This window comes from Priestia sp. 10L35 (genome assembly GCF_056395685.1).
In genome coordinates, this window is the sequence record NZ_JBFTKA010000002.1 from 934,363 (window position 1) to 954,733 (window position 20,371).

20 protein-coding genes and 1 pseudogene are annotated in these 20,371 nt (G+C 36.4%); 3 read left to right on the forward strand and 18 right to left on the reverse strand.

Annotated features, from left to right (window positions below; translation table 11 throughout):
• Nucleotides 1–586: 586 nt before the first annotated feature.
• The 7 genes from AC1DEF_RS10730 to AC1DEF_RS10760 form a co-directional block, all read right to left on the reverse strand.
• On the reverse strand, nt 587–871 hold the full coding sequence (locus tag AC1DEF_RS10730; RefSeq protein WP_097823700.1) for a DUF5316 family protein: 285 nt from the start codon (nt 869–871) through the stop codon (nt 587–589).
• A gap of 175 nt (nt 872–1,046) precedes the next feature.
• The gene (ybaK, locus tag AC1DEF_RS10735) at nt 1,047–1,529 is read right to left on the reverse strand and encodes a Cys-tRNA(Pro) deacylase (protein WP_097824367.1); all 483 of its coding nucleotides are present in this window, start codon (nt 1,527–1,529) and stop codon (nt 1,047–1,049) included.
• Between the two features lie 259 nt (nt 1,530–1,788).
• The gene (locus AC1DEF_RS10740) at nt 1,789–2,778 is read right to left on the reverse strand and encodes an ABC transporter ATP-binding protein (RefSeq protein WP_047751176.1); all 990 of its coding nucleotides are present in this window, start codon (nt 2,776–2,778) and stop codon (nt 1,789–1,791) included.
• The gene (locus tag AC1DEF_RS10745) at nt 2,771–3,769 is read right to left on the reverse strand and encodes an ABC transporter ATP-binding protein (protein WP_097823701.1); all 999 of its coding nucleotides are present in this window, start codon (nt 3,767–3,769) and stop codon (nt 2,771–2,773) included. Before AC1DEF_RS10745 ends, AC1DEF_RS10740 begins: the two co-directional genes overlap by 8 nt.
• Nucleotides 3,766–4,674 carry an ABC transporter permease gene (locus AC1DEF_RS10750; RefSeq protein WP_097823702.1) on the reverse strand — a complete coding sequence of 303 codons (909 nt, stop codon included), beginning with the start codon at nt 4,672–4,674 and terminating at the stop codon, nt 3,766–3,768. The genes AC1DEF_RS10745 and AC1DEF_RS10750 overlap by 4 nt, the downstream gene beginning before the upstream one ends.
• A gap of 9 nt (nt 4,675–4,683) precedes the next feature.
• Entirely contained in the window at nt 4,684–5,637 is a 954-nt protein-coding gene (locus tag AC1DEF_RS10755) for an ABC transporter permease (protein ID WP_097823703.1), read from the reverse strand.
• Nucleotides 5,638–5,696: 59 nt separating this feature from the next.
• Nucleotides 5,697–7,235: an ABC transporter substrate-binding protein gene (locus AC1DEF_RS10760; protein ID WP_097823704.1), complete on the reverse strand. Its 1,539-nt coding sequence runs from the start codon at nt 7,233–7,235 to the stop codon at nt 5,697–5,699.
• Between the two features lie 290 nt (nt 7,236–7,525).
• On the opposite strand from AC1DEF_RS10760, the gene AC1DEF_RS10765 reads away from it, so the two are divergent.
• Nucleotides 7,526–8,272: a gamma-glutamyl-gamma-aminobutyrate hydrolase family protein gene (locus AC1DEF_RS10765; protein ID WP_097823705.1), complete on the forward strand. Its 747-nt coding sequence runs from the start codon at nt 7,526–7,528 to the stop codon at nt 8,270–8,272.
• A gap of 145 nt (nt 8,273–8,417) precedes the next feature.
• On the opposite strand, the gene ppsA is transcribed toward AC1DEF_RS10765, so the two are convergent.
• The 11 genes and pseudogenes from ppsA to AC1DEF_RS10820 form a co-directional block, all read right to left on the reverse strand.
• The gene (ppsA, locus tag AC1DEF_RS10770; protein ID WP_097823706.1) at nt 8,418–11,024 is read right to left on the reverse strand and encodes a phosphoenolpyruvate synthase; all 2,607 of its coding nucleotides are present in this window, start codon (nt 11,022–11,024) and stop codon (nt 8,418–8,420) included.
• Nucleotides 11,025–11,370: 346 nt separating this feature from the next.
• A complete protein-coding gene (locus AC1DEF_RS10775; protein WP_251461857.1) occupies nt 11,371–11,646 on the reverse strand; it encodes a hypothetical protein in 276 nt (91 codons plus the stop codon).
• 357 nt (nt 11,647–12,003) lie between these two features.
• Entirely contained in the window at nt 12,004–13,224 is a 1,221-nt protein-coding gene (hmpA, locus tag AC1DEF_RS10780) for an NO-inducible flavohemoprotein (protein WP_097823707.1), read from the reverse strand.
• Between the two features lie 172 nt (nt 13,225–13,396).
• Nucleotides 13,397–13,717 carry a hypothetical protein gene (locus tag AC1DEF_RS10785; protein ID WP_477727364.1) on the reverse strand — a complete coding sequence of 107 codons (321 nt, stop codon included), beginning with the start codon at nt 13,715–13,717 and terminating at the stop codon, nt 13,397–13,399.
• 243 nt (nt 13,718–13,960) lie between these two features.
• The gene (locus AC1DEF_RS10790; protein WP_097823709.1) at nt 13,961–14,461 is read right to left on the reverse strand and encodes a hypothetical protein; all 501 of its coding nucleotides are present in this window, start codon (nt 14,459–14,461) and stop codon (nt 13,961–13,963) included.
• An 80-nt stretch (nt 14,462–14,541) separates the two neighbouring features.
• Nucleotides 14,542–14,874, reverse strand: coding sequence for a hypothetical protein (locus AC1DEF_RS10795; protein WP_097823710.1), 333 nt, complete (start codon nt 14,872–14,874; stop codon nt 14,542–14,544).
• Between the two features lie 132 nt (nt 14,875–15,006).
• Nucleotides 15,007–15,384: an SMI1/KNR4 family protein gene (locus tag AC1DEF_RS10800; RefSeq protein WP_097823711.1), complete on the reverse strand. Its 378-nt coding sequence runs from the start codon at nt 15,382–15,384 to the stop codon at nt 15,007–15,009.
• Between the two features lie 13 nt (nt 15,385–15,397).
• Nucleotides 15,398–15,760, reverse strand: coding sequence for an SMI1/KNR4 family protein (locus AC1DEF_RS10805; protein ID WP_255255721.1), 363 nt, complete (start codon nt 15,758–15,760; stop codon nt 15,398–15,400).
• Between the two features lie 47 nt (nt 15,761–15,807).
• A complete protein-coding gene (locus AC1DEF_RS10810; RefSeq protein WP_255255722.1) occupies nt 15,808–15,957 on the reverse strand; it encodes an SMI1/KNR4 family protein in 150 nt (49 codons plus the stop codon).
• A gap of 121 nt (nt 15,958–16,078) precedes the next feature.
• Nucleotides 16,079–16,411, reverse strand: a complete 333-nt coding sequence (locus AC1DEF_RS10815; RefSeq protein WP_097823712.1) for a YolD-like family protein — start codon at nt 16,409–16,411, stop codon at nt 16,079–16,081.
• A 14-nt stretch (nt 16,412–16,425) separates the two neighbouring features.
• Nucleotides 16,426–17,671: pseudogene (locus AC1DEF_RS10820) on the reverse strand (Y-family DNA polymerase).
• A gap of 155 nt (nt 17,672–17,826) precedes the next feature.
• On the opposite strand from AC1DEF_RS10820, the gene AC1DEF_RS10825 reads away from it, so the two are divergent.
• Both AC1DEF_RS10825 and brnQ read left to right on the forward strand, forming a co-directional pair.
• A complete protein-coding gene (locus AC1DEF_RS10825) occupies nt 17,827–18,069 on the forward strand; it encodes a hypothetical protein (RefSeq protein ID WP_097823713.1) in 243 nt (80 codons plus the stop codon).
• Nucleotides 18,070–18,839: 770 nt separating this feature from the next.
• Complete coding sequence (gene brnQ, locus AC1DEF_RS10830) at nt 18,840–20,192, forward strand: branched-chain amino acid transport system II carrier protein (RefSeq protein WP_029321146.1); 1,353 nt, start codon at nt 18,840–18,842, stop codon at nt 20,190–20,192.
• Nucleotides 20,193–20,371: the final 179 nt, after the last annotated feature.

Consider the following 20,371-nt stretch of genomic DNA (forward strand, 5'->3'; position numbering starts at 1 on the left):
AGCAAATCTTTTTAAACAGCTAGATTGTATTGCTTTCTATAAAACCTGTTCAACCAATTACTTATATAATGAGAGCGCTTAAAAAAAGGTTGGATAATTCATTTCAGTATCATCTATAGATAATAAAATAAGCGGTTTTAAAAGCGGCGGCTGTCTATTACATATGTAGTGTTAATCCTCCCTTCCATTTATATATTGTACTATTGATTTATTAGAAAATATAATATTTTCTAATTATTTATACAAAAATTTTACAAAGTTCGGCTTTCTAATTTATATGACAAACAGAAAAAAGCCATGTTCTTTAAGTGAGAACATGGTTAAAAAAATACTCTTATCAACTTGTGAGTGTAAGCTGCTTACATTTACATAATATGTAGAATAAACATAACTTGTACTAAGCTCTAACCTAAATTTAAGATAATTATCGCATTTTAATCTTATCTCTTATTATATATACAGCCATGGATGCTCTATAATTTTGTTGCATTGGCGACCTTAATTTGGCTCATTTGATTTTAAATTCACATAAAAAACGTTCTATCCCGAGATATTTTTCACCTAAGCTTGTTGTTTGGAAACCAAACTATATAAAATAATGAATGAGAAGAAATACCCCGAGAACTGGAGTAGCAGCTAACATAAGGTTTATAGAATTTGTAACTCTCCACTTCTTGTCTGTTTTTGATTCTGTGGAAAGATTAGCTCTCATTCGATCACCGCTTACAGCTGCTCCAGATATAATAATGGCTAGCCCTAATAGTATAATGAACGCTACAAAAAATACTGTTTCTGAATTTACGTTTGCTATTGTACATCCTAATAAAAGAATAAAAGATAAAATGAACCCACCAATAATTGATTTAATCATTTTTGTCTTCCTCCCAGCCTTTTTATAAATTTTCCACATATTAACTATATAATATCATTTTCTCTATATTTTTACTTTTATTTTGTTGTTTTAACAGATAAAAAGACAGTAATTAAGGGAACTAAAAAAGCGAAACGCTCATGTCTGAGTACGTTTCGCTCAAGGGAACTACATTTTAACTATCTTTTGTGATGTCTGCTAAACCTAAGCGAATTACTTTTGATAAGTCACTTAACGTTAACTGTATTTGGTGACCTACACGTCCACCTGAAAAGTAAATCGTTTCACAGTTTTCTGCTGTAGAGTCAATGAAGGTTTCGAACTGCTTTTTCATTCCGATAGGAGAACACCCGCCGTGAACATATCCTGTAAGAGGTAACAGCTCTCTTTGAGGAATCATTTCTAAGGACTTTTCACCAGCCGCTTTTGCCGCTTTCTTTAAATCAAGCTCCTTTTCAACCGGTACCATGAAGACATAATGTTCTTTTGATTTCCCTACGGTCACCAGTGTCTTAAAGACTTTAGCAAGATCCTCTCCGAGCGAAGTAGCTACCTGTACCCCACTCAGCTTTTTAGTGTCATAAGAATAATAGTTGTACTCAATTTTTTTCTGATCTAAAATTCGCATGACATTCGTTTTATCTGCTTTTTTACCCATAATTATCACCGATACCATCATAACACGTTTTGTTTTCATATCTCCATATATTAGGATAGATAGGTTAGTAAGGATTATTTATATCTTTTATATAAAAATGAATCTAATACGCTGAATAATGACTTTTCACCACCCTTTAAATCCGCTATTTTCACACAAAAAAGCCACTAGAGGCACTAGTGACTTTTTCCATTTCTATCTATTCGATTGTGCTGCTGCATCAATACGTTTGTTTTCTCTATCGCTACAGCTTTTCACCTTAACTATAAAGATGACATTTTACTTTATGCTTGCTGTCAATCACTGTATCTTCAGGTGTTTCTTTCATGCAGCGGTCAAATGCGAACGGGCATCTTTTATGAAACGCACAGCCTGAAGGTGGATTAAGAGGAGAAGGAATTTCACCTTTAACCTCAATTTTTTCTCGTTTTTCATGTTCGTGAATTGCCGGGACAGATGACAAAAGAAGTTTTGTGTAAGGATGACGAGGATTTGAAAAAATCTCATCTGTTGGCCCTTCTTCTACTAATCTTCCTAAATACATCACACCAACGCGGTCTGCAATATGTCTTACGACGCTTAAATCGTGGGAGATAAAAAGATATGAAAGCTTCATTTCTCTTTGCAAACTGCGCAGTAAGTTTAAGATTTGTGCTTGAATGGATACGTCCAGTGCTGAAACCGGCTCATCACAAATGATAAGCTTGGGGTTTAAAATCAATGAACGCGCAATGCCTATGCGCTGGCGCTGACCTCCTGAAAATTCGTGCGGATAGCGGTTGTAATCTTCTTCGTTAAATCCAAGCTTTTTTAATAACTCAATGACAAGCTGCTTTCGTTCGCTTTTTGCGCCTACATTATGAATTGTTAATGTTTCTTGAATGGAAGCACCAATCTTTTTTCTTGGATTAAGGGAAGTATGTGGATCTTGGAAAATCATTTGTAAATCTTTACGAATTGTTCGTAAGCGTGATGCTTTAGATTCGAAAATACTTTCTCCATTAAACTGTGCTTCTCCGCCCGTTGGTTCTACTAATTTTAAAAGCGTGCGCCCCGCTGTACTTTTCCCGCAGCCAGATTCACCTACTAGTCCGTACGTTTCGCCTTCATAAATATCAAAGGATAAATCTTGAACTGCTTTGATTTGGCCTTTTGCTTTCCCTAAAGCAGAACGAACCGGATAATATTTTTGCAGGTTGCGAACTTCAAGCAAGGGCTTGGCGCTTTGCTGCTTTGCTTCACTAGACATACGCAACCTCTCCTTCTTGAATTTTTTCATAGTGCCAGCACCGAATGCGATGCGTATCATCGGCATGCTCTAAAATAGGTACTTCTTTATGGCATTTTTCCGTTGCAAACGGGCATCTTGGTGCAAAACGACAGCCGTCTGGCACGTTTGAAAGCGGCGGAACCGTTCCCGGAATGGACGAAAGCTCTTGTGTTCTGTCGCCATCTAAGTGAGGAACCGACTTAATTAGGCCCATTGTATAAGGATGAAGCGGCTTTGAAAACAGCGTTTTAACGTCCGTTTCTTCCATCACTTGTCCTAAATACATCACGGCTACTTTTGTACAAATATTAGCTACAACGCCTAAATCATGGGTAATGAAAAGCACGCCCATGTTGAGCTTGTCTTTTAAATCCATCATGAGGTCAAGAATTTGCGCTTGAATGGTTACGTCTAAAGCTGTTGTTGGCTCATCGGCAATAAGAAGCTTTGGCTCACAGGCTAAAGCCATCGCAATCATAATGCGCTGCCTCATTCCACCGGAAATTTCATGCGGATACTCTTTTGCTCGCTGTTCTGGAGACGGAATGCCTGTTAGTCTCAAAAGCTCTACGACTTTCTTTTGCGCTTCTTTTTTGGAGACTTTCTGATGCAGACGAATCACTTCAGCAATTTGTTTCCCAATGGGCATAACGGGATTTAATGACGACATTGGGTCTTGGAAAATCATTGAGATTTCGTTTCCTCTTAGCTTTTGAATTTGCTTTGAAGACATCTCTAATAAGTTTTTTCCCTCAAACAAAATCTTGCCATCGTAGCTTGTTAGGTCTTCATCTAATAGCTGAAGAATAGATTCGGACGTTACGCTTTTTCCAGACCCTGATTCACCGACAATCCCTAATACTTCTCCTTTATTTAATTGAAGAGATACATTGTCAACAGCCCTTACTTCTCCGCTATACGTTGTAAAAGTTACTTGTAAGTCTTCTAATTTTAAAAGGGCGTTACTCAACGTTTTTTCCTCCTTTTCTTCAGCATTACGTTTTTCGGATTTAACCAATCGCGCAGACCGTCACCAAATAAATTAAGGCCAAGTACAATTAAAATGATTAATACACCCGGAAACACGGTCATCCACCATGCGTTGTAAATCGCAAGCTTTCCGTCATACAGCATATTTCCTAAGCTCGGTGTCGGCGCAGGAATCCCGGCTCCTAAAAAGCTTAGCGAAGCCTCAGTTAAAATCGTTACGGCAAACACGTATGTTACTTGAACGATTAAAGGCGATAAGACGTTTGGCGCCATATGAAAACAAATGATTCGAAGTGAGCTTGCTCCTTGAGCTTTTAGCGCTTCAATAAACGTTTTTTCTTTTACAACAAGCGCAGCTGAACGAACAATTCTCGCAATCGAAGGAATAAATACAAGGCTCAGTGCGATAATAACGTTGCTTGTTTTAGGTCCTAAAGCAGACATAATAGCAATTGCTAGTAAAATAGATGGAAAAGCAAACAAGCCGTCACAAATTCTCATTAAAATATAATCAAGAATTTTATAATAAGAAGATAAAAGTCCAACGATTAAACCAAGTACAGTAGCAATAATCGTTACTGCGGCTCCAATCATTAATGATATTCTGACGCCGTACATTGTCCGGCTAAATACATCTCGTCCAAAGTTATCCGTTCCAAACCAGTGCGTGCTTGACGGCGGTGCTAATCGATTTGCAGGGTCGATTTGTAAACTGCCAAAAGGAGAAATGAGCGGAGCAAAAACAGCAATCAAAATAGATAATAAAATAAGTATCGCTCCTCTTACTAGCAAACGATTTGAGAAAAAGCGCACTACCGCTGGGTTTCTTTTTTTCTTTACAGTTACTGAAATGGTCTCTGTATTTTGTTGTGCGTTCACATTCATCACCCTCCTTTAATCATGATAAGAATTGCGTACACGCGGATCGATCACGGCATACAGCAAATCAACAACTAAATTGATGACCACATAAGCAACCGTAATTAAAAGTACGGCTCCTTGAATAAGCGCGTAATCCCGTCGTTCAATTGATGAAACAATCAGCTGACCTAGCCCTGGAATGTTAAATAATGATTCTGTTACCGCCGCTCCGGTCACAAGTCCCGCAAATGATTCTCCGATAACTGTTAAAATCGGTAAAAAACTCACGCGCAGCGTATGCTTAAGCATAATTGTGCGTTCATTTAATCCTTTTGCTTTTGCCGTTTTAACAAAGTTCTCAGAAATGGTATCGAGTAAAGATGAACGCGTCATACGCGTAATTAATGCAGCTTGAATCGCTCCAAGCGTAATCGTTGGTAAAACTAAGTACTTTAAATACTCAAATAATCCAGCATTTAACGGAACGTATCCTGAAACAGGAAAAATTCGAAGCTGTACCGCAAAAAGCAAAATAAGGAATGAACCGAGAAGAAAGCTAGGAATGGAAATACCTAAAAGGCTAGCTCCCATAATGCTTTCATCACGAATCGTTCCTTTATGTTTAGCTGCATATATACCAAATAGTAAAGCAAACGCCACACCAAAAATTTGCGCGAGTATAGCTAGAGAAACCGTAGGGCCTACATTATCCCAAATTGCCCCGAGCACAGGTTTATTTAAAAAGTAAGAATAGCCAAAATCTCCGTGGAAAATGTTAGATAGCCAGATAAAGTATTGATTTACCACAGGCTCATCCAATCCCATTTCTTTGCTCAGCGCTGTAATTTGTTCCGGACTTGCGCCTTGTCCTAAAATGATTGCTGCGGGACTCCCAGGCGTTAAGCGCGTAATTAAGAACACAACAATAGATACAATGAATAAAACAGGAATTAGTGCAAAAAGTCTCTTAAGTGTATAAGCTCCCATCGTAAACTCCTTTCTAAAACAGAGAGCGTAAGCCCTCTGTTTATTAGAATAATAAGATATTATTTTGTTAAACTCATATTGTAGAAAATTGGACCTAAATTATACTCATAGCCTTTTGCATTGTTAGAAACGGCATTGATGTTCACTTTATGACCAATAAGCGTAAACGGAAGCTCGTCCCATACGTATTGCTGAATTGCATCAATGTCACCGCGAGCTTCTTTAACAGAAGGAGCAGCTTTAATTTTGTTTAAGTAGTCCATTGATTTTTCAACTGATGTACCTTTTGTAGTCCAGAATCCTTGGAAGATGGTAGAACGAGCGTTCCAGTCAACAGGATAGATGTCCCATTGGCTTGTATCACTCATTTTATCGCTGAATGTCGCCCAGTCGTATACTTCTAATTTTACATTCATACCAATGTCTTTTAACTCTTGTTGAACCACAACAGCTGTATTGTATTGATCTTGGTAATCACGAGACGCCATTAAGCGAATTTCTTCTCCGTTATAACCAGATTTCTTCAAATATTCTTTTGCTTTTTTCTTATCATGCTGGTTATATTCTTCTTTTCCAGCTGTACTGTAGTAATTTGGATACTCTTTGTTCACAATGGATGAAGAAAGCTTGTAATAATCCGAGTTTCCGTAAGAACTGTCTAAGATGTCTTTTGAGTTAAGAGCTGCGTTAACTGCTTTTCGTGCATTGATGTCTTTAAAGACGCCTTTATCTGCGTTGTAGAAAAGTCCCATAAATCCGCCTGGTGATGTTTCTACTTTTGCATTTTGACTGCCTTCAACTTGTTTGGCATTATCGCTTGATACAGATAGCGCAACGTCAAATTGTCCGGTTGTAATACCAGAAATCCTAGTTGACTCATCGCTTACGAAACTAATCTTAATTTCATCGACGTGAGGAGTTTTCTTAACTTCGCGGCCTTTCGAAGAATAATCTTTAAATTTCTCTAATAAAAGATATTGATTTTTCTTCCACTCTTTTACTTTATATGGACCTGTTCCTATGTAGTCTTTGATCCCTTCATCAGATGCATTGTCAACGACTTCTTTTGGTAAAATAGCTGCTGCGGGGATTGGATCAGCTAATAAAGAAAGCGTGTTAACGTTTGGTGATGGTAAATGAAGCTCTACCGTATAATCACCGGTTTTGGTCATTTCAGCACCAGAGAAGTTTGTTTTTCCAAGAGACGATAGCTTAATCCAGCGATTAATAGAAGCGACAACGTCATCTGCAGTCATTTCTTTACCGTTATGGAATTTAACCCCTCTTCTTAATTGGAACGTGTATGTTTTATTATCATCGCTAATATCTACTTTAGACGCTAAGTCAGGCTTAGGATTTCCTTTTTCGTCTAAAATCATTAGTCCTTCGTAGATACTGCGCGTTGCGTCTTTCACATCTGAGTCCCCAGTAATTTGAGCATCTAGCGTTGCTGGCTCACTTTGAGACGCGACGTTTAGCGTTCCGCCTTCTTTTCTTTCTTTTTCACTTGAAGAATTTTTGCTTGCATTACCACTGCACCCTGCTACCATGAGGACAATGGTTAAAAGAGAGATGAAAAGTAAATAAGTCCTTTTCACTAAAATCACTCCTATTTCCTTGTATAAAATTTTAATCCGACTATAATAAGAAGAATAGTAGGAATGTGAACAATTGTAGCACTACCTTCTACCTTTGGCAATTAGTATTTTTAACATACAGAGGCTATTATACCATTTTCTATTAAGTAAATATGGTATATATGTATAATAGTTGAACAAAAGAACCATTTATTTCTTATAAAGCAAGAGATTGAACACACTTTATCAACGCAGTAAAAAAGAAAGAACATCTCAAGAAATGGTAATTTAACAAAAAGGAGAAAACAACAGTGGGATTTTTAATTGGCATATCAGGAAGCATTATTGTGGATCAAGGAGGACGCTTTCCAGGCTATAAGCGAGCGTATGTGAATAATGACTATATCGAATCAACAGCGCTCAGCGGCGGAATTCCTTTTATCTTGCCAGTGCTAAAAGATGAAGAAATGATTAAAGCGCAGGCAGAAAGTATAGACGGGTTGATTTTATCAGGTGGTCAAGACGTTAATCCCCTTTTATACGGAGAAGAACCGACAACCAAAACGGGTTCACCTTTTTTAGCACGAGATCAGTCTGAACAGCTATTGTTAAAGCATGTGATCGATCAAGGAAAGCCGGTGTTAGCGATTTGCCGCGGCTTACAAATTTTGAACGTTGCTTACGGCGGCACTCTTTATCAAGACATGTCAGACATTAAAGAGTCATTTATCAAACATGATCAATACAACAATACAAGCGACCCTTCTCATTCCATCATGATTAAAGACGGAACACGCCTGCATGACCTTTACGGTAATCAAGCTCTTATTAATTCATTTCACCATCAAGCTATTAAAGACGTAGCGCCAGGTTTTGAAGTTTCTGCATGGGCAAAAGATGGAGTTATTGAAGCCATTGAAAAACAAGGAGAACAATTTGTAGTCGGCGTCCAGTGGCATCCAGAAATGATGGCAAAAGAACATACTTCAATGCTAAACTTGTTCAAACTGTTTATGGAGCATGTGCAGCAGTCGGCTGTAAAAAAAGTCAGCATTTGACGTTTTAATCTACTGCGTCACCAATACAAAAAGGCAGGCCATTATAATGGCCTGCCTTTTTGTATTACCTGAAGATACGCATAGAAATCTAGACAAATTTTCATCTATTAATAAAGAAGAAAAACAGCGCAAGCATCTTTAGCTTTTACAATATTTCAATATACCCTTCTGTTCCATGTACGCGAATTTGCTGTCCGTCTTTTATCAGCCGAGTAGCATTTTCTACGCCGACAACCGCTGGCAATCCGTATTCACGTGCAATGACTGCTCCATGAGTCATCAGTCCGCCAACTTCCGTAACAAGCCCCTTTACCCCTACAAATAACGGGGTCCAGCTAGGATCAGTAAAGGAAGTGACTAGTATATCTCCCTCTGATAGATTAGCATTTTCCATGTTTGAAATGACGCGCGCTCGCCCTTCTACCACTCCTGAAGAAACCGGTAAACCTACAATTGCTTGGGACGGAAGATTTTCTCGTTTGTACGCACCTGTAACAATTTCGCCATGAGACGTGATTACACGCGGAGGTGTTAGCTTTGTGTATAATCGGTATTCTTCTTTTCGCTTGGTAATGATTTGATCATTCACTTTATGTGTGCGCACGACTTCTTGAAGTTCGTCAAACGTCAGATAGTATATATTTTCTGTTTCAGAAATAACACCGGCTTTTACAAGCTGAGCGGCTTCTTTCAGCAGAGCCTGTTTATAAACAAAATAGCGATTAATCATGCCGTATTTGGGATATTCACGATAACCGATAAAATTCCGCATGAGATCAATCTTTTCTTTTGTTTCTTTTGCTTTTTGTTCACCAGCCGGCAATTGCTTCAAGCGGTTTAATAGCTCTTGCTCTTTTTTTAAGGCTTCCTGCAGGCCTTTTTCAAATTTTTGCTTGCTAGCGTTAGCCTCAAAGTTTTTAATATTACCAAGAATCACAGGGATAAGTGCAGCCGGCTTTTCGCTCCAGCGATTTTTCGTAATATCGATTTCGCCGGGGCATCGCATTCCGTATTTGCTGAGATAATCATAGATAGCGTCTTGAGTTTTCTCTCCGCCTTCAAACTTAACCAGTTTCTCCAAAAAGTTATCATCTTTTACGTGTTGTAAATAATGGATGACTTCTGGATAAGGACGAATCACATCTGCGACATCCAATAGCGCCAGACCCATTTCTGATGTAATATTGTTTGGTACAGATTGAGAAATCACGTCTGCTGCGTTTTTTTCACCTAGCCACGTCTCCATTTTTTCATTGATCCATGATGAAGCATCCATAGCAGCCATAAACACAGCTGTACTTTGTGGGTCAAATAAAATCTTCTTTAATGTCCCGATATCTTCTGAAATAAAATCGACTAATTCCGACCCAGATTTCGTTTGGATGGTTTGCTTTAGCTCTTCTATTGATGCTTGATTCTTCTTGATCAAGTCAGAAACTATGGTCGAGTCGTTTTCGATTTGTGTCTTAGGCTTCGTAGGCGGCATGCTTTTATTGCTTTTATCAGAACTTTGATCATTTGGTAAAGGTTTTATAAAGTCTCCTCGCTCTATTATGCTTGTAAGTGCGTCTTTCATGAGGGGATCATGTTGTCCCATGGCGCCTAACATCATTTTTCTGCTGTCAGATGAAGCCAGCATAGGGGTGACATCAACAAACAGCCTTCCACCGGCTGTACGCATAGGTGCATTAGTCGTTAACAGAAAAAAAGACAATCCCAGTGGTTTCATGGCATCGGTCATCATTTGTTGATGTCCAACAGATACATAAACGCGATTTTCCTGATCATGTGCTTCAGGAATTGGATATAAAGTAGTGATTGGACGACTTTGAACAATATAAAATGTATCCTCAGCCAAGCACCATTCAATATCTTGAGGACAACCGAAGTAAACTTCAAGCTGTCTTCCAACGCGTTCTAGCTGTAAAATTTGAGAGTCAGTGAGCGCTTGCGTTTTTTGCAAATCGAAATGAACTTCCTTTGTTTCTGTTCCGCCTTCTTTTAATCCGTAAATAGCTACCTTTTTAGCTGCTATTTTTTTATCGACGATTTCGCCTTCTTTTACTTTATAGCAATCGGCAGAGACCAAACCTGACACTAGCGCTTCTCCAAGTCCAAATCCCGCATCGATTGATAACAGCTTTCGGTTAGAAGTAATTGGGTCAGCGGAAAATAAAATACCTGAAGCCTGCGGAAAAACCATTCGTTGAACAATAACCGATACGTGCACTTGACTATGGTCAAATCCATTTTTAATACGGTAGGTTACCGCACGATTTGTAAACAGGGAAGCCCAGCATTTGCTAATGTGCTGCAGAATAGCTTCTTTGCCTCTGATGTTTAAATAGGTGTCATGCTGACCAGCAAAAGAAGCATGTGGCAAATCTTCAGCAGTCGCACTTGAACGAACGGCATAAGCATGCTCTTCCCCAAACTGAGAGAGAGAATGAATCACTGCTTTTACAACGTCAGAAGGAATTTTTATTTCCAGAATGATTTGGCGGATTTTTTCGCTAATTTCACCAATTTGATCTCGGTTATCAGCTTTTAGCATCGTCAGCTGGTTCAGTAACGCTTGAAACGTTTCATTTTGTTCAAGGGCTTTTTGATACCCGGCCGCTGTCACACAAAATCCTTCCGGTACTTGTATTCCTTGAATTTTTGATAACGCGCCTAAATTTAAGGCTTTTCCTCCAACAAGTGAAAGCTGTGTATCTTTTATTTCTTGAAAGCTAAGAACTAAAGAGTTCATTCAACATCTCTCCTAACCGGTAATGTTTTATTGATTTTACCAGCAGTAAATGAGAATAAACAGTCTATATCGGCGTTTTTTTATGTGGTATAATTAAAGTAGGAAGAGAAATACATACCTTTTTGTTTGCGGTTACATATTTAAAAGTTGTATAACTAACTTATCTAATTGATTCGTATCCTTTTTAAAGCAGGTAAGTACACGTTTGAAGGATTTGTTGTTCTTCCTCATTTAACACTTTCTTTTTAGAGAATAAAATTTCAACATCTCTCCTCATTTTAACCCTTCTTTCATTTGGTCACCTGAAGAGTCTGGCTCATTAGATGATTAACTCTCTTTTTTTGAACTATTCCGAAACCATAGTATTACGAATGTATCTCTTCGCTCGTTTTCTAGCAAGTGTATAAATAATCACCTGCAGCACAAGCGCCGCAAGGCTTATCAGTACTACTTGTTCGACAGAATTAAAGGGCGAAAAATATTTCTCCCATTTAGAATCAGGAAGCCTTAATGCGTTATAAAAATATGAGGTACTAAAAGAAATTATATTTCCTAAAATAAGTGATAAATCCGCTCTAATAAGCCCACTTAGATAAGACAGTGCTACTGTAACTATGGCCATGATTATATAGCTTACCTTTGAATCATCCTCAAAATCTTTTCGCATAGATAAATAAACATATGGAATGCAGTAAATGGTAAAAATTATAAAAGGGAGTAGTCTTCTCATATAGTAATCTCTCCAATATTTGGGGTTCGACATAGTTTTCTATTATTATAAATTACCGAAGAGAATTTTTTCCAGTTTTTTGTACGCAGAGAGTGTAGAAATACTTATATGTATCATGATCGTTTGTAGAATCATTCCTTAGGGCAAAGTAAAAAAGCACGCTTATGAGTGCTTTTTTACAGCATATTTATTTAAACAGGACGTGTGTTTTAATCGAACATTTTCCGTTTACTGGTAACAATTACTTCTTTATTTTTCTCCTAAAATGGCTACAGGGCTAAATACCTCGTAATGAATACGTTCGTTTGGTATATCCCATCTATGTAGTGCTTTAAGAATAGCTTCCATAAACGGAATCGATCCGCAGAAATAAAAGACAGCTTCTTTTGAAGGAACAACGGATTGTAACAATTCTAAATCAATATAACCCTCTTTATCAAAATCAGTGCCAAGTCCATCCCCTTCATTAGGCGAGCTATAACAGATGAAGGAGGTAACATTTTCGTTATTTCTATTTAGTTGAGCCACATGTTCTTTAAAAGCATGCGTTTTCCCATTAATACTTGCATGAAGAAAGGTAACCTTACGTGTAGGTTGTTTTTCTACAATGGTATTCAGCATACTAAGCAAAGGTGTAATACCTATACCTCCACTAATTAGCACAACGGGAAGTTCACTGTGATCAAGTACAAAATCTCCAGCTGGAGCTGAGAACTTAAGAGTATCTCCTGTCTGAACTTGTTTATGTAAATAGTTTGACACGATTCCTGCTGGCGCACCGTCATGCCCTTCTTCTCGTTTTACACTGATTCGATAATAATCCTTTCCAGGGGCTTCAGAAAGACTATAGTGGCGAATATGCGTGTATTTCTCTCCCGGAACATTTGCTGCTAATGTAAGGTATTGTCCTGCTTTATAAGAGGCAATTTCTTTCTCATTTTTAGCTTTTAAATAAAAAGACGTTACATTATCACTTTCTTCTACTTTCTTATCTATATAAAAGCTTTGATATCCTTCCCAACCTCCAGGTTGACTCTCTGTCTCTTCGTAGAGAGCTTCTTCTAGCTCAATAAAAGCATTGGCAATATATCCGTACGCTTTTCCCCATGCTTCAATAATCTCATCTGAAGCTGTATCTCCCAAAACATCCTTTACTGCTTGAAGTAAAGTTTCACCAACGACTGGATATTGTTCTGCCTTTACCCCTATCGCACGATGCTTTTGTGAAATCCGTTCAATTACAGGTTTAATGGCTTCTAAGTTTGTAATATGTTCTCCTGCAGCATACACGGCATATCCTAATGCTTCCTGTTGAATTCCTCTTTTTTGATTTATTTGATTGAACATATTATATAAATCTGGCGCTTTTTCAAATAACAATTCATAAAATCTCTTTCCTATTTGTTTACTATGTTCTTTCAAAACTGGCACTGTTGATTGGACAATTTCAATCGTTTTAGAATCAAGCATATAATATCCACCTTTTAAGAATTTTTCATATGTATTAATCTTTTTTAATACTACAATTTAATATGGCTAAATTTGGATTATCCTATACTGGAATGAAAATACTAACTCTAGTTACCGTAATGAATAATGAATAGGTTTTTTAAGAAACAACTTTATTAGATTTGACATTACTTTAATTTGAATCTTCAACAAGTATCCAAGGGACTTCTATCTCAAAATCAAGTTGAAGTACGGGTCTGGTAAATCCGCCAGGGACAAATTCTAAATCGTTGGAAAAGCCAATATGTAAGTTATTGCTTATTTCAATTGCACCATCTGAATTCATAATTTCAAGAGGTGTTTTGTTAGATACCTTACCTACCATGCGATAGCAGCCAATATAGAAGTGCCGTCCATTTTCTTGAGAATCAAAATGTGATAAGTGATTACATTGAGAAGGATTAATACCTAGTCGGTTAAAAAACTGAAGCTCTATCTCTGATCGTGACTTCATAGCTTCATAAAAGTTTAGACAATATAGACAATCGCACAAATCCCATTTTTTCAAATACTGTGTTTTTGTTTCTTCAACATCAATTTCTAAAATCCAATCATTAATTTTTATGGTTTGATACAAACTCTTCACTTCCCATACTTAGGCTATTTAACAGTTACCTTCAGTTGCAGAATTCTTTAGCTTAATTTATAAGATGATTAGAAAGATATACGGGCAATTATAACGAATCAGCGAAAGCACCTAATAAGTCTTCACCTTTAGTTTCTGAATAGCTTTTAATACATCTTCTCTATTCTTAGCAAACTTCATCCACTTTGGCAGTCGACTCTCGACACTTAAATAATAGGGATGTGATTCCCTGAGTTCAGCTTCTATATAGCTTTCGATATAATTTAAATGTTCCAGGTTTAATGCCCATAAGGTGTTTCCACTACATTCAATTTGTAAATAGAGAGGAAGTTGAAAATACCAGTCGCAGGGATCTGCAATTAAAATTACTTCATAATCAGCTTTAGGTTCATACGATACTCTTGCTTGTCCGTAACCGTTTGCTTTTATAACTTTGTCTTTTGTGGTTCCGCAAGTAGTACAAACAAACCTTCTTCTGACGTTAGCGACGTAGGGACTTGAATCATCTAAAGCTATGACTTTTGCACAAGAGGCGCATTGTGGGCAAACGACTAGAAATTCATATCCTAACCCTATAAGTGTTTTATTTTTATTTAGAAATGTTTTTTTCAAGACGTTTTCTCCCTTGAATTTATTAATTCATATTATCGAAGCGATGGAACTACAACATTGATTTCAGTTTTAATTTTACATTAATCGCCAGAGGCAAATACTAATTTATTTAGTTTCAGTGCCTCTAAGCAAAGGCCCTTTAATGCTTCAGCAAATGTTTTCGTCTTCAGATCTACCTCCGTTGGTTGTCTACAGATAGTCTGTAATGCTTCACATACCTTGATTAATTGATTTATTTCTTGTACAGAAAACAACTTGTCACCATATTGATCTAATTCTGTCAATAATTCAAACAAATTTCTGAATTCTCTCGTTAACAGGTAGTCGTGTACTCTTTCCTCAAATTTTACACATTTAGTAGAATAAGCTGATTCTTTCTTATTATCGGCAATACAGAAATCGATTCCTACCATCAGTCCCTTCCTTCCTCTACATTCTTTCTAAGTTTAATAGGTACTAAAAAAGAGGGCAGCTAGGTATATACTAAACTACTATCTGTCCTCTTCTGGCCGTACTTTTATCAAAATCTTTTAACGAAGCAATAATTAAGTAACATCTTCTACAAACTCTTTTAGAGAATCATACATTTCTAAAGCGTCCCATTCCCCCATGCCATGTTCAGCTGTGAAAACTGGGTAATCTACATTCCCTATATCAATAAAGAGCGGGTCACCGCCTATTTCTTCGTCATACCCTATGACAAACCAGTTTTCTTGCCAATCTCCTTCTTGATTTCCTATAAGGGAATTTGCTTCTAAATCTTCTCTGTAGCCTAATTGTTCATCTAAAAACTCGCTTTTGAGGTAGATATAATAAGGAGCAGAAAGAATTTCTCCCACTTCATCTTCAAATTCTACTTTCACTGACGTACCTGGAAGTTCTTTAAGAATTTTATAGATTTTCTCTATATCAGGTTTTATCATTTGCTTCTCCCCTTTAATGATCTGTATGACTTATCGTGGCTGTTATCCATTCTTCTAAGCTGTCTGCTATTACTTCACGCTGTTCCCAATCGTGCCAAAAAGTGATAATTTTGCCAATTTTCCCTCCTTCATCAGGATCCAAGTCTATACAAATATCATCTCCTCCCCCATTCGTGGCAATCGAAATCCAACGTGGGTTCCACCAAAATTCTTTTTTTACTGGCCCAATAGGTTCAATTTCTGAAAAATCTTCAAATTCTCCTCCGTCTAAAAGCTCTTTTAATGTTTGCCACGTATACAGAATCTCCTCTAAAGATAATAGAGTATAATTTTCAATAACTGCTATATATTCATCACGCTGTCCATTATGTATCATTAATCAGTCTTTAATCAGTCTTTAATCAGTCTTTAATCAGTCTTTAATCAGTCTTTAAGGTTTTGGGGGAATGTTAGTCCCATCTTTTGTTCAACCTCTGCAATTTCTAATTCAGTAGCTGCTTCTTTAAGCGTTCCTGCTGCTTCTGGTCGATTTATTTTTAACCACTGCTCAAACTCATTCCAAACCTGCTTCATATTAGGAGCCTCCTTATATAACGTCATTAAATGAATCTAGGAAAAATGATTAGATATTTTTTAAACTTATACTAATTATGTATGGAAATCTTATGTAAATAAACTGTTTTATTATTTTCTATTACATGAAACGAACATCAATTAGCTCGCTTAACCTCATTTTGTTCGTTTGCTTACATCCTTCATCTATAAATACAAATAACCCTCCAAGGGAATCTACAAATTGAATAACTCCTGTTTCCGTTATACATTGCCCATGCTTGTAATACGTAAGGTATACTTTTTTATGTGTATGGAGAGCTTCGATCAAGGTAAAATTAATTTGTTCCATTTGATCTTCTGTTAAAAAAGGTTGAGGTATTTCTGATTGCTTTTTTATAACTTCTTGTAATCCTTTGTATTGCTCGGGCATAGTGGCAAACGGTCGCCATTTTTTCATTCCTCTGTTTTGCATGTCATCTTCCTCCTTTATGCTTTATGACCTCCTAAAAGGCCGTTTCGATAACGAGCTGTTGAATGCTCGAGATGGCTTGAAGCTCGCAGAACGCTATTCTTCCCATAACGCATACGAATTTCATCAATCGTTTTAGCAAGGGCATAGGCTCTTTCACGCTGATCAATATCTTCAAATAAACTCATTTGCTCTTCTTCTTGAATAAGGGTGTTCGATAAAGAAATTCCAATCGATCGAATGTGTGTAGGATGGTTAAACAATAAGGGAAGATATCTTGACTTAAATTCGAAGCTCGCTCCATTTTCTTTTGCCTCGAGAAACCTCCACCTGTTTGTTTGCTGTAGCCAATGGATAAATGAATAGTATGTGCCACGACTTGATGCATACGTAAACGAAAGCACACATCGTCTAACAGTTCTAATAGCAGCAATTCCACTTCTTTTCGATTTGTATAGTCTCGAAACAGAATTTGACTCTTCCCGAATGATCGAGAGCTCGGAATATACACGTCAGAAATGCGACTAAAATCAATTCCATTTGCATGTTGGTGGAGTTCTTCTCCCAAGATGCCAAACTCTTTTTGTAACATCTCTTTTGAAGAAAGAGCGAGTTCTTTGATGGAGTGAACGCCCAAACGATTTAAGCGCCTTTCCGTAGCGGATGAGATTCCCCAGAAATCCTTCATTGGGTGAATCGACCATAATTTAAAAGGAATATCTTCGTATCGCCAATAAGCTACCCCTGTTGGGCTATTCTTGGCCTCATGATCTAAGCTCACCTTAGCCAGTAAGAGATTCGGACCTATGCCTGCAGTAGCTGTCAGCCGTGTTTTACGATAAATCTCGTTGATGATTTTATGGGCTAATTCTTCTGGTGTGCGAGCGAATAAATGCAAAGAAGCTGTGGCATCAATAAACAACTCATCAATGCTATACGCATGAAAATCCTCAGGAGCCACATACTGTAATACCAAACTAGAAACATAGTTCGAAGCCTTGACATACCTTTCCATGGATGGGTTTACGACGTGGATATCTTCCTTCTAGGAATGTCGAAAAGACGGCTGCCTGTTTTGATTCCTTCTTTCTTTAATAAGGGTGTGGCAGCTAACACAACTGATCCCGACCGCTTTGTATCTCCTACAACTGCCAACTTTGTTTTTAATGGATCTAGCCTACGTATCACGCATGAAACAGAAGCAAAGAATGCTTTCATATCAATACAAATAATGACTCTGTTTGGTAGATATTCATAATCCATTGGAATAACTCCTCAAATAAAGAACGTTTGTTCTCTATATTATATACGAACAAATGTTCTTTATTCAATAAAAACTCTAAAGTTTTCCCGATTATTGTTACTATAATAAGAGAGAAGAATATTGTAGATGAATTGAGAAGACGAAGGATTGAGCAATGGTTAAAAAACGCTCTAATTATATTATCTTTTTTTCATGGTTTTTAGTTTTGGTTCTTTTATGGATCGTCATTTCATTCTTTGAAGGTGTAAATGGACAGTGGTGGTCTATGTATCGTTTGAATCCACATAAATACGGTCCGTGGGCCTTAGAACTTCCTTACATAAAGGTTAGTATTGCTGCTGTTATCTGCTTAGTAATAGCTTATATGGGGAGTTTTGGCCTCAAAAGAAAAAGATAAGGTTAAATAAAGTGCTTTTAAGGTAATATATATCATTCAATTTAATCGTAATAAGCAATAAAGATAAACAGACCTTAATTAATTTGTTAATAAGGTCTTTTCAGTATATATAAAATTTATGACATATTTTAAAAAAGAAAAAATGGTCATTATTACTTATCCTCTGACTGCTTGAGTGGAGTACCATAAGATAATGATTCAAAGGAAACAGAAACATTTTTGATTCTAGACAGTAATTTTACATTAGAAAAGTACTTTGTTTAGAGATAAGCTGTTGATTGTCAAATCACTAGCTCAGGAGATAAAAGTAAGCGTTCTTTATAAGACTTAGAACGCTCCATTTCTTGAAGTAATAAATCAACTACTTTTTCCTTTTAGATGTTTAGCTCATATTAAAAAGTTTTATAAGTTTCGTAGTACTATATTTACAAACTTTCTTGACTTAATTGCATATCATTCAATCAAATTAATTAAAAGGATAATATACGCGATTTGAATATGATTTATAATTTTTTAAAAATAATACCGTTATTAACCTACTTAACGTACGCATTTTGAATAAAAATCTGGGTTTTTAATATTATTTTTATTTTAATAATGAATAATGAACGGAAAATTGATAATTTTTTAAATTTTATCAAAAAAGTTTATTTTTTATATTGAAATATGTAATTTGACTGTTTATAATACAAAAAAGATAAGTTATTTGTAATTTAAGTTATCTGAAAATTTAATTTTTTATGAAGAATATTATTAATGGGGGTTTCACCTTGTCAAACAAAGTACCGTTTTCTTTTATAGTAATCATTGGTTTAATGTTATTTGCATTATTTTTTGGAGCTGGAAATTTAATATTCCCTGCTATGCTTGGCCAGTCAGCGGGAGCAAATATCTGGTCAGCAAATGCGGGTTTTTTAGTTACTGGAGTAGGCTTGCCTTTACTTGGTGTACTAGCTTTTGGATTCTCCGGAAAGGAAGATTTACAATCATTAGCAAGTCGCGTACATCCTATCTTTGGTTTAGTATTTACAACTGTTCTTTATCTAGCTATTGGACCTTTATTTGCTATCCCACGAACAGGTAACGTCTCTTTTGAAATCGGACTTAAACCTTTCATTTCTGAAAGCTCTAGTTCTATAGCTTTACTCGTATTTACTATTATATTTTTCAGTATTACATGCTTTTTTTCTCTCAATCCTGCGAAAATTGTCGATATTGTTGGAAAATTCTTAACGCCAATTAAATTAACATTCATTGGAATTTTAGTTCTAGTTGCTTTTATTCATCCTATTGGAAAATTTCAAGCACCCACAGAAAAATATGTAACAAACTCTTTTTTTAATGGGTTCCAAGAAGGATATCTCACAATGGATACTCTTGCATCTTTCGTTTTCGGAATCATTATTATCAATGCAATTAAAGAGAAAGGCGCTAAAACAAAGAAGCAAATTATAACTGTTTGCCTAAAAGCTACGGGAATTGCTGCTATTATTCTTGCAACTATCTATTCTGCCCTTTCATACATGGGCGCTTCAAGTGTAGAAAAGCTTGGGCATTTAGATAATGGTGGTACGGTGTTAGCGAAAGTTTCTGATTATTATTTTGGAGAATATGGAGGATTACTATTAGGCTTAATGATCACAGTAGCTTGTCTGACAACTAGCGTAGGGCTTATTACTTCATGCTCTTCTTATTTCCATAAATTATTACCTTCTATTTCTTATAAGAAAATTGCGATTAGCTTATCCGTGTTTAGCGCAATCATCGCAAATGTTGGATTAAATCATTTAATTTCTTTTTCAGTACCTGTTTTAACAGTTCTCTATCCATTAGCAATTGTTCTAATCTTTTTGACTTTCCTTCATTCTTTATTTAAAGGATGTGCTGAGGTATACCAAGGTAGCCTATTCTTAACATTTGTTGTAAGCCTGGTAGATGGATTAAATGATTTTGGCTTACACATCCCTGGTATTGACCAATTATTTACTTACTATCTTCCTCTTTACCATATTGGATTAGGTTGGATATTCCCTGCAATTATTGGAGGTCTTGCAGGTTATGGAGTTAACTTGTTTAAAAATAAAGAGCAATTTACTTCTAAATCAACAAGGTTAAATAAATAAATTTACTTTAATTCTCTGGATAAATTAAAGCATTTAGATGAACACTTTGAAGCCTACTTTTATTACTATTTGGTACTTAGTATAAAATGAAGCTTCAATTAACTTCTAAATAAGGAATATAACTATGGAGAAAACGTCACAAGCTTATAGCTGTATTGGAGTTAGTATTTAGATAAGAT

Bases quoted from the DNA above. Each gene is read 5' to 3' on its own strand.
- ybaK (WP_097824367.1), bottom strand. From the start codon at position 1,529: ATGGGTAAAAAAGCAGATAAAACGAATGTCATGCGAATTTTAGATCAG.
- AC1DEF_RS10800 (WP_097823711.1), bottom strand. From the start codon at position 15,384: ATGATAAAACCTGATATAGAGAAAATCTATAAAATTCTTAAAGAACTT.
- hmpA (WP_097823707.1), bottom strand. From the start codon at position 13,224: ATGCTTGATTCTAAAACGATTGAAATTGTCCAATCAACAGTGCCAGTT.
- AC1DEF_RS10750 (WP_097823702.1), bottom strand. From the start codon at position 4,674: ATGAATGTGAACGCACAACAAAATACAGAGACCATTTCAGTAACTGTA.
- AC1DEF_RS10775 (WP_251461857.1), bottom strand. From the start codon at position 11,646: ATGGCCATAGTTACAGTAGCACTGTCTTATCTAAGTGGGCTTATTAGA.
- AC1DEF_RS10815 (WP_097823712.1), bottom strand. From the start codon at position 16,411: ATGCAAAACAGAGGAATGAAAAAATGGCGACCGTTTGCCACTATGCCC.
- AC1DEF_RS10825 (WP_097823713.1), top strand. From the start codon at position 17,827: ATGGTTAAAAAACGCTCTAATTATATTATCTTTTTTTCATGGTTTTTA.
- AC1DEF_RS10795 (WP_097823710.1), bottom strand. From the start codon at position 14,874: ATGGTAGGAATCGATTTCTGTATTGCCGATAATAAGAAAGAATCAGCT.
- AC1DEF_RS10755 (WP_097823703.1), bottom strand. From the start codon at position 5,637: ATGGGAGCTTATACACTTAAGAGACTTTTTGCACTAATTCCTGTTTTA.
- AC1DEF_RS10810 (WP_255255722.1), bottom strand. From the start codon at position 15,957: ATGAAGCAGGTTTGGAATGAGTTTGAGCAGTGGTTAAAAATAAATCGA.
- AC1DEF_RS10805 (WP_255255721.1), bottom strand. From the start codon at position 15,760: ATGATACATAATGGACAGCGTGATGAATATATAGCAGTTATTGAAAAT.
- AC1DEF_RS10730 (WP_097823700.1), bottom strand. From the start codon at position 871: ATGATTAAATCAATTATTGGTGGGTTCATTTTATCTTTTATTCTTTTA.
- AC1DEF_RS10785 (WP_477727364.1), bottom strand. From the start codon at position 13,717: ATGAAGTCACGATCAGAGATAGAGCTTCAGTTTTTTAACCGACTAGGT.
- AC1DEF_RS10740 (WP_047751176.1), bottom strand. From the start codon at position 2,778: ATGTCTAGTGAAGCAAAGCAGCAAAGCGCCAAGCCCTTGCTTGAAGTT.
- ppsA (WP_097823706.1), bottom strand. From the start codon at position 11,024: ATGAACTCTTTAGTTCTTAGCTTTCAAGAAATAAAAGATACACAGCTT.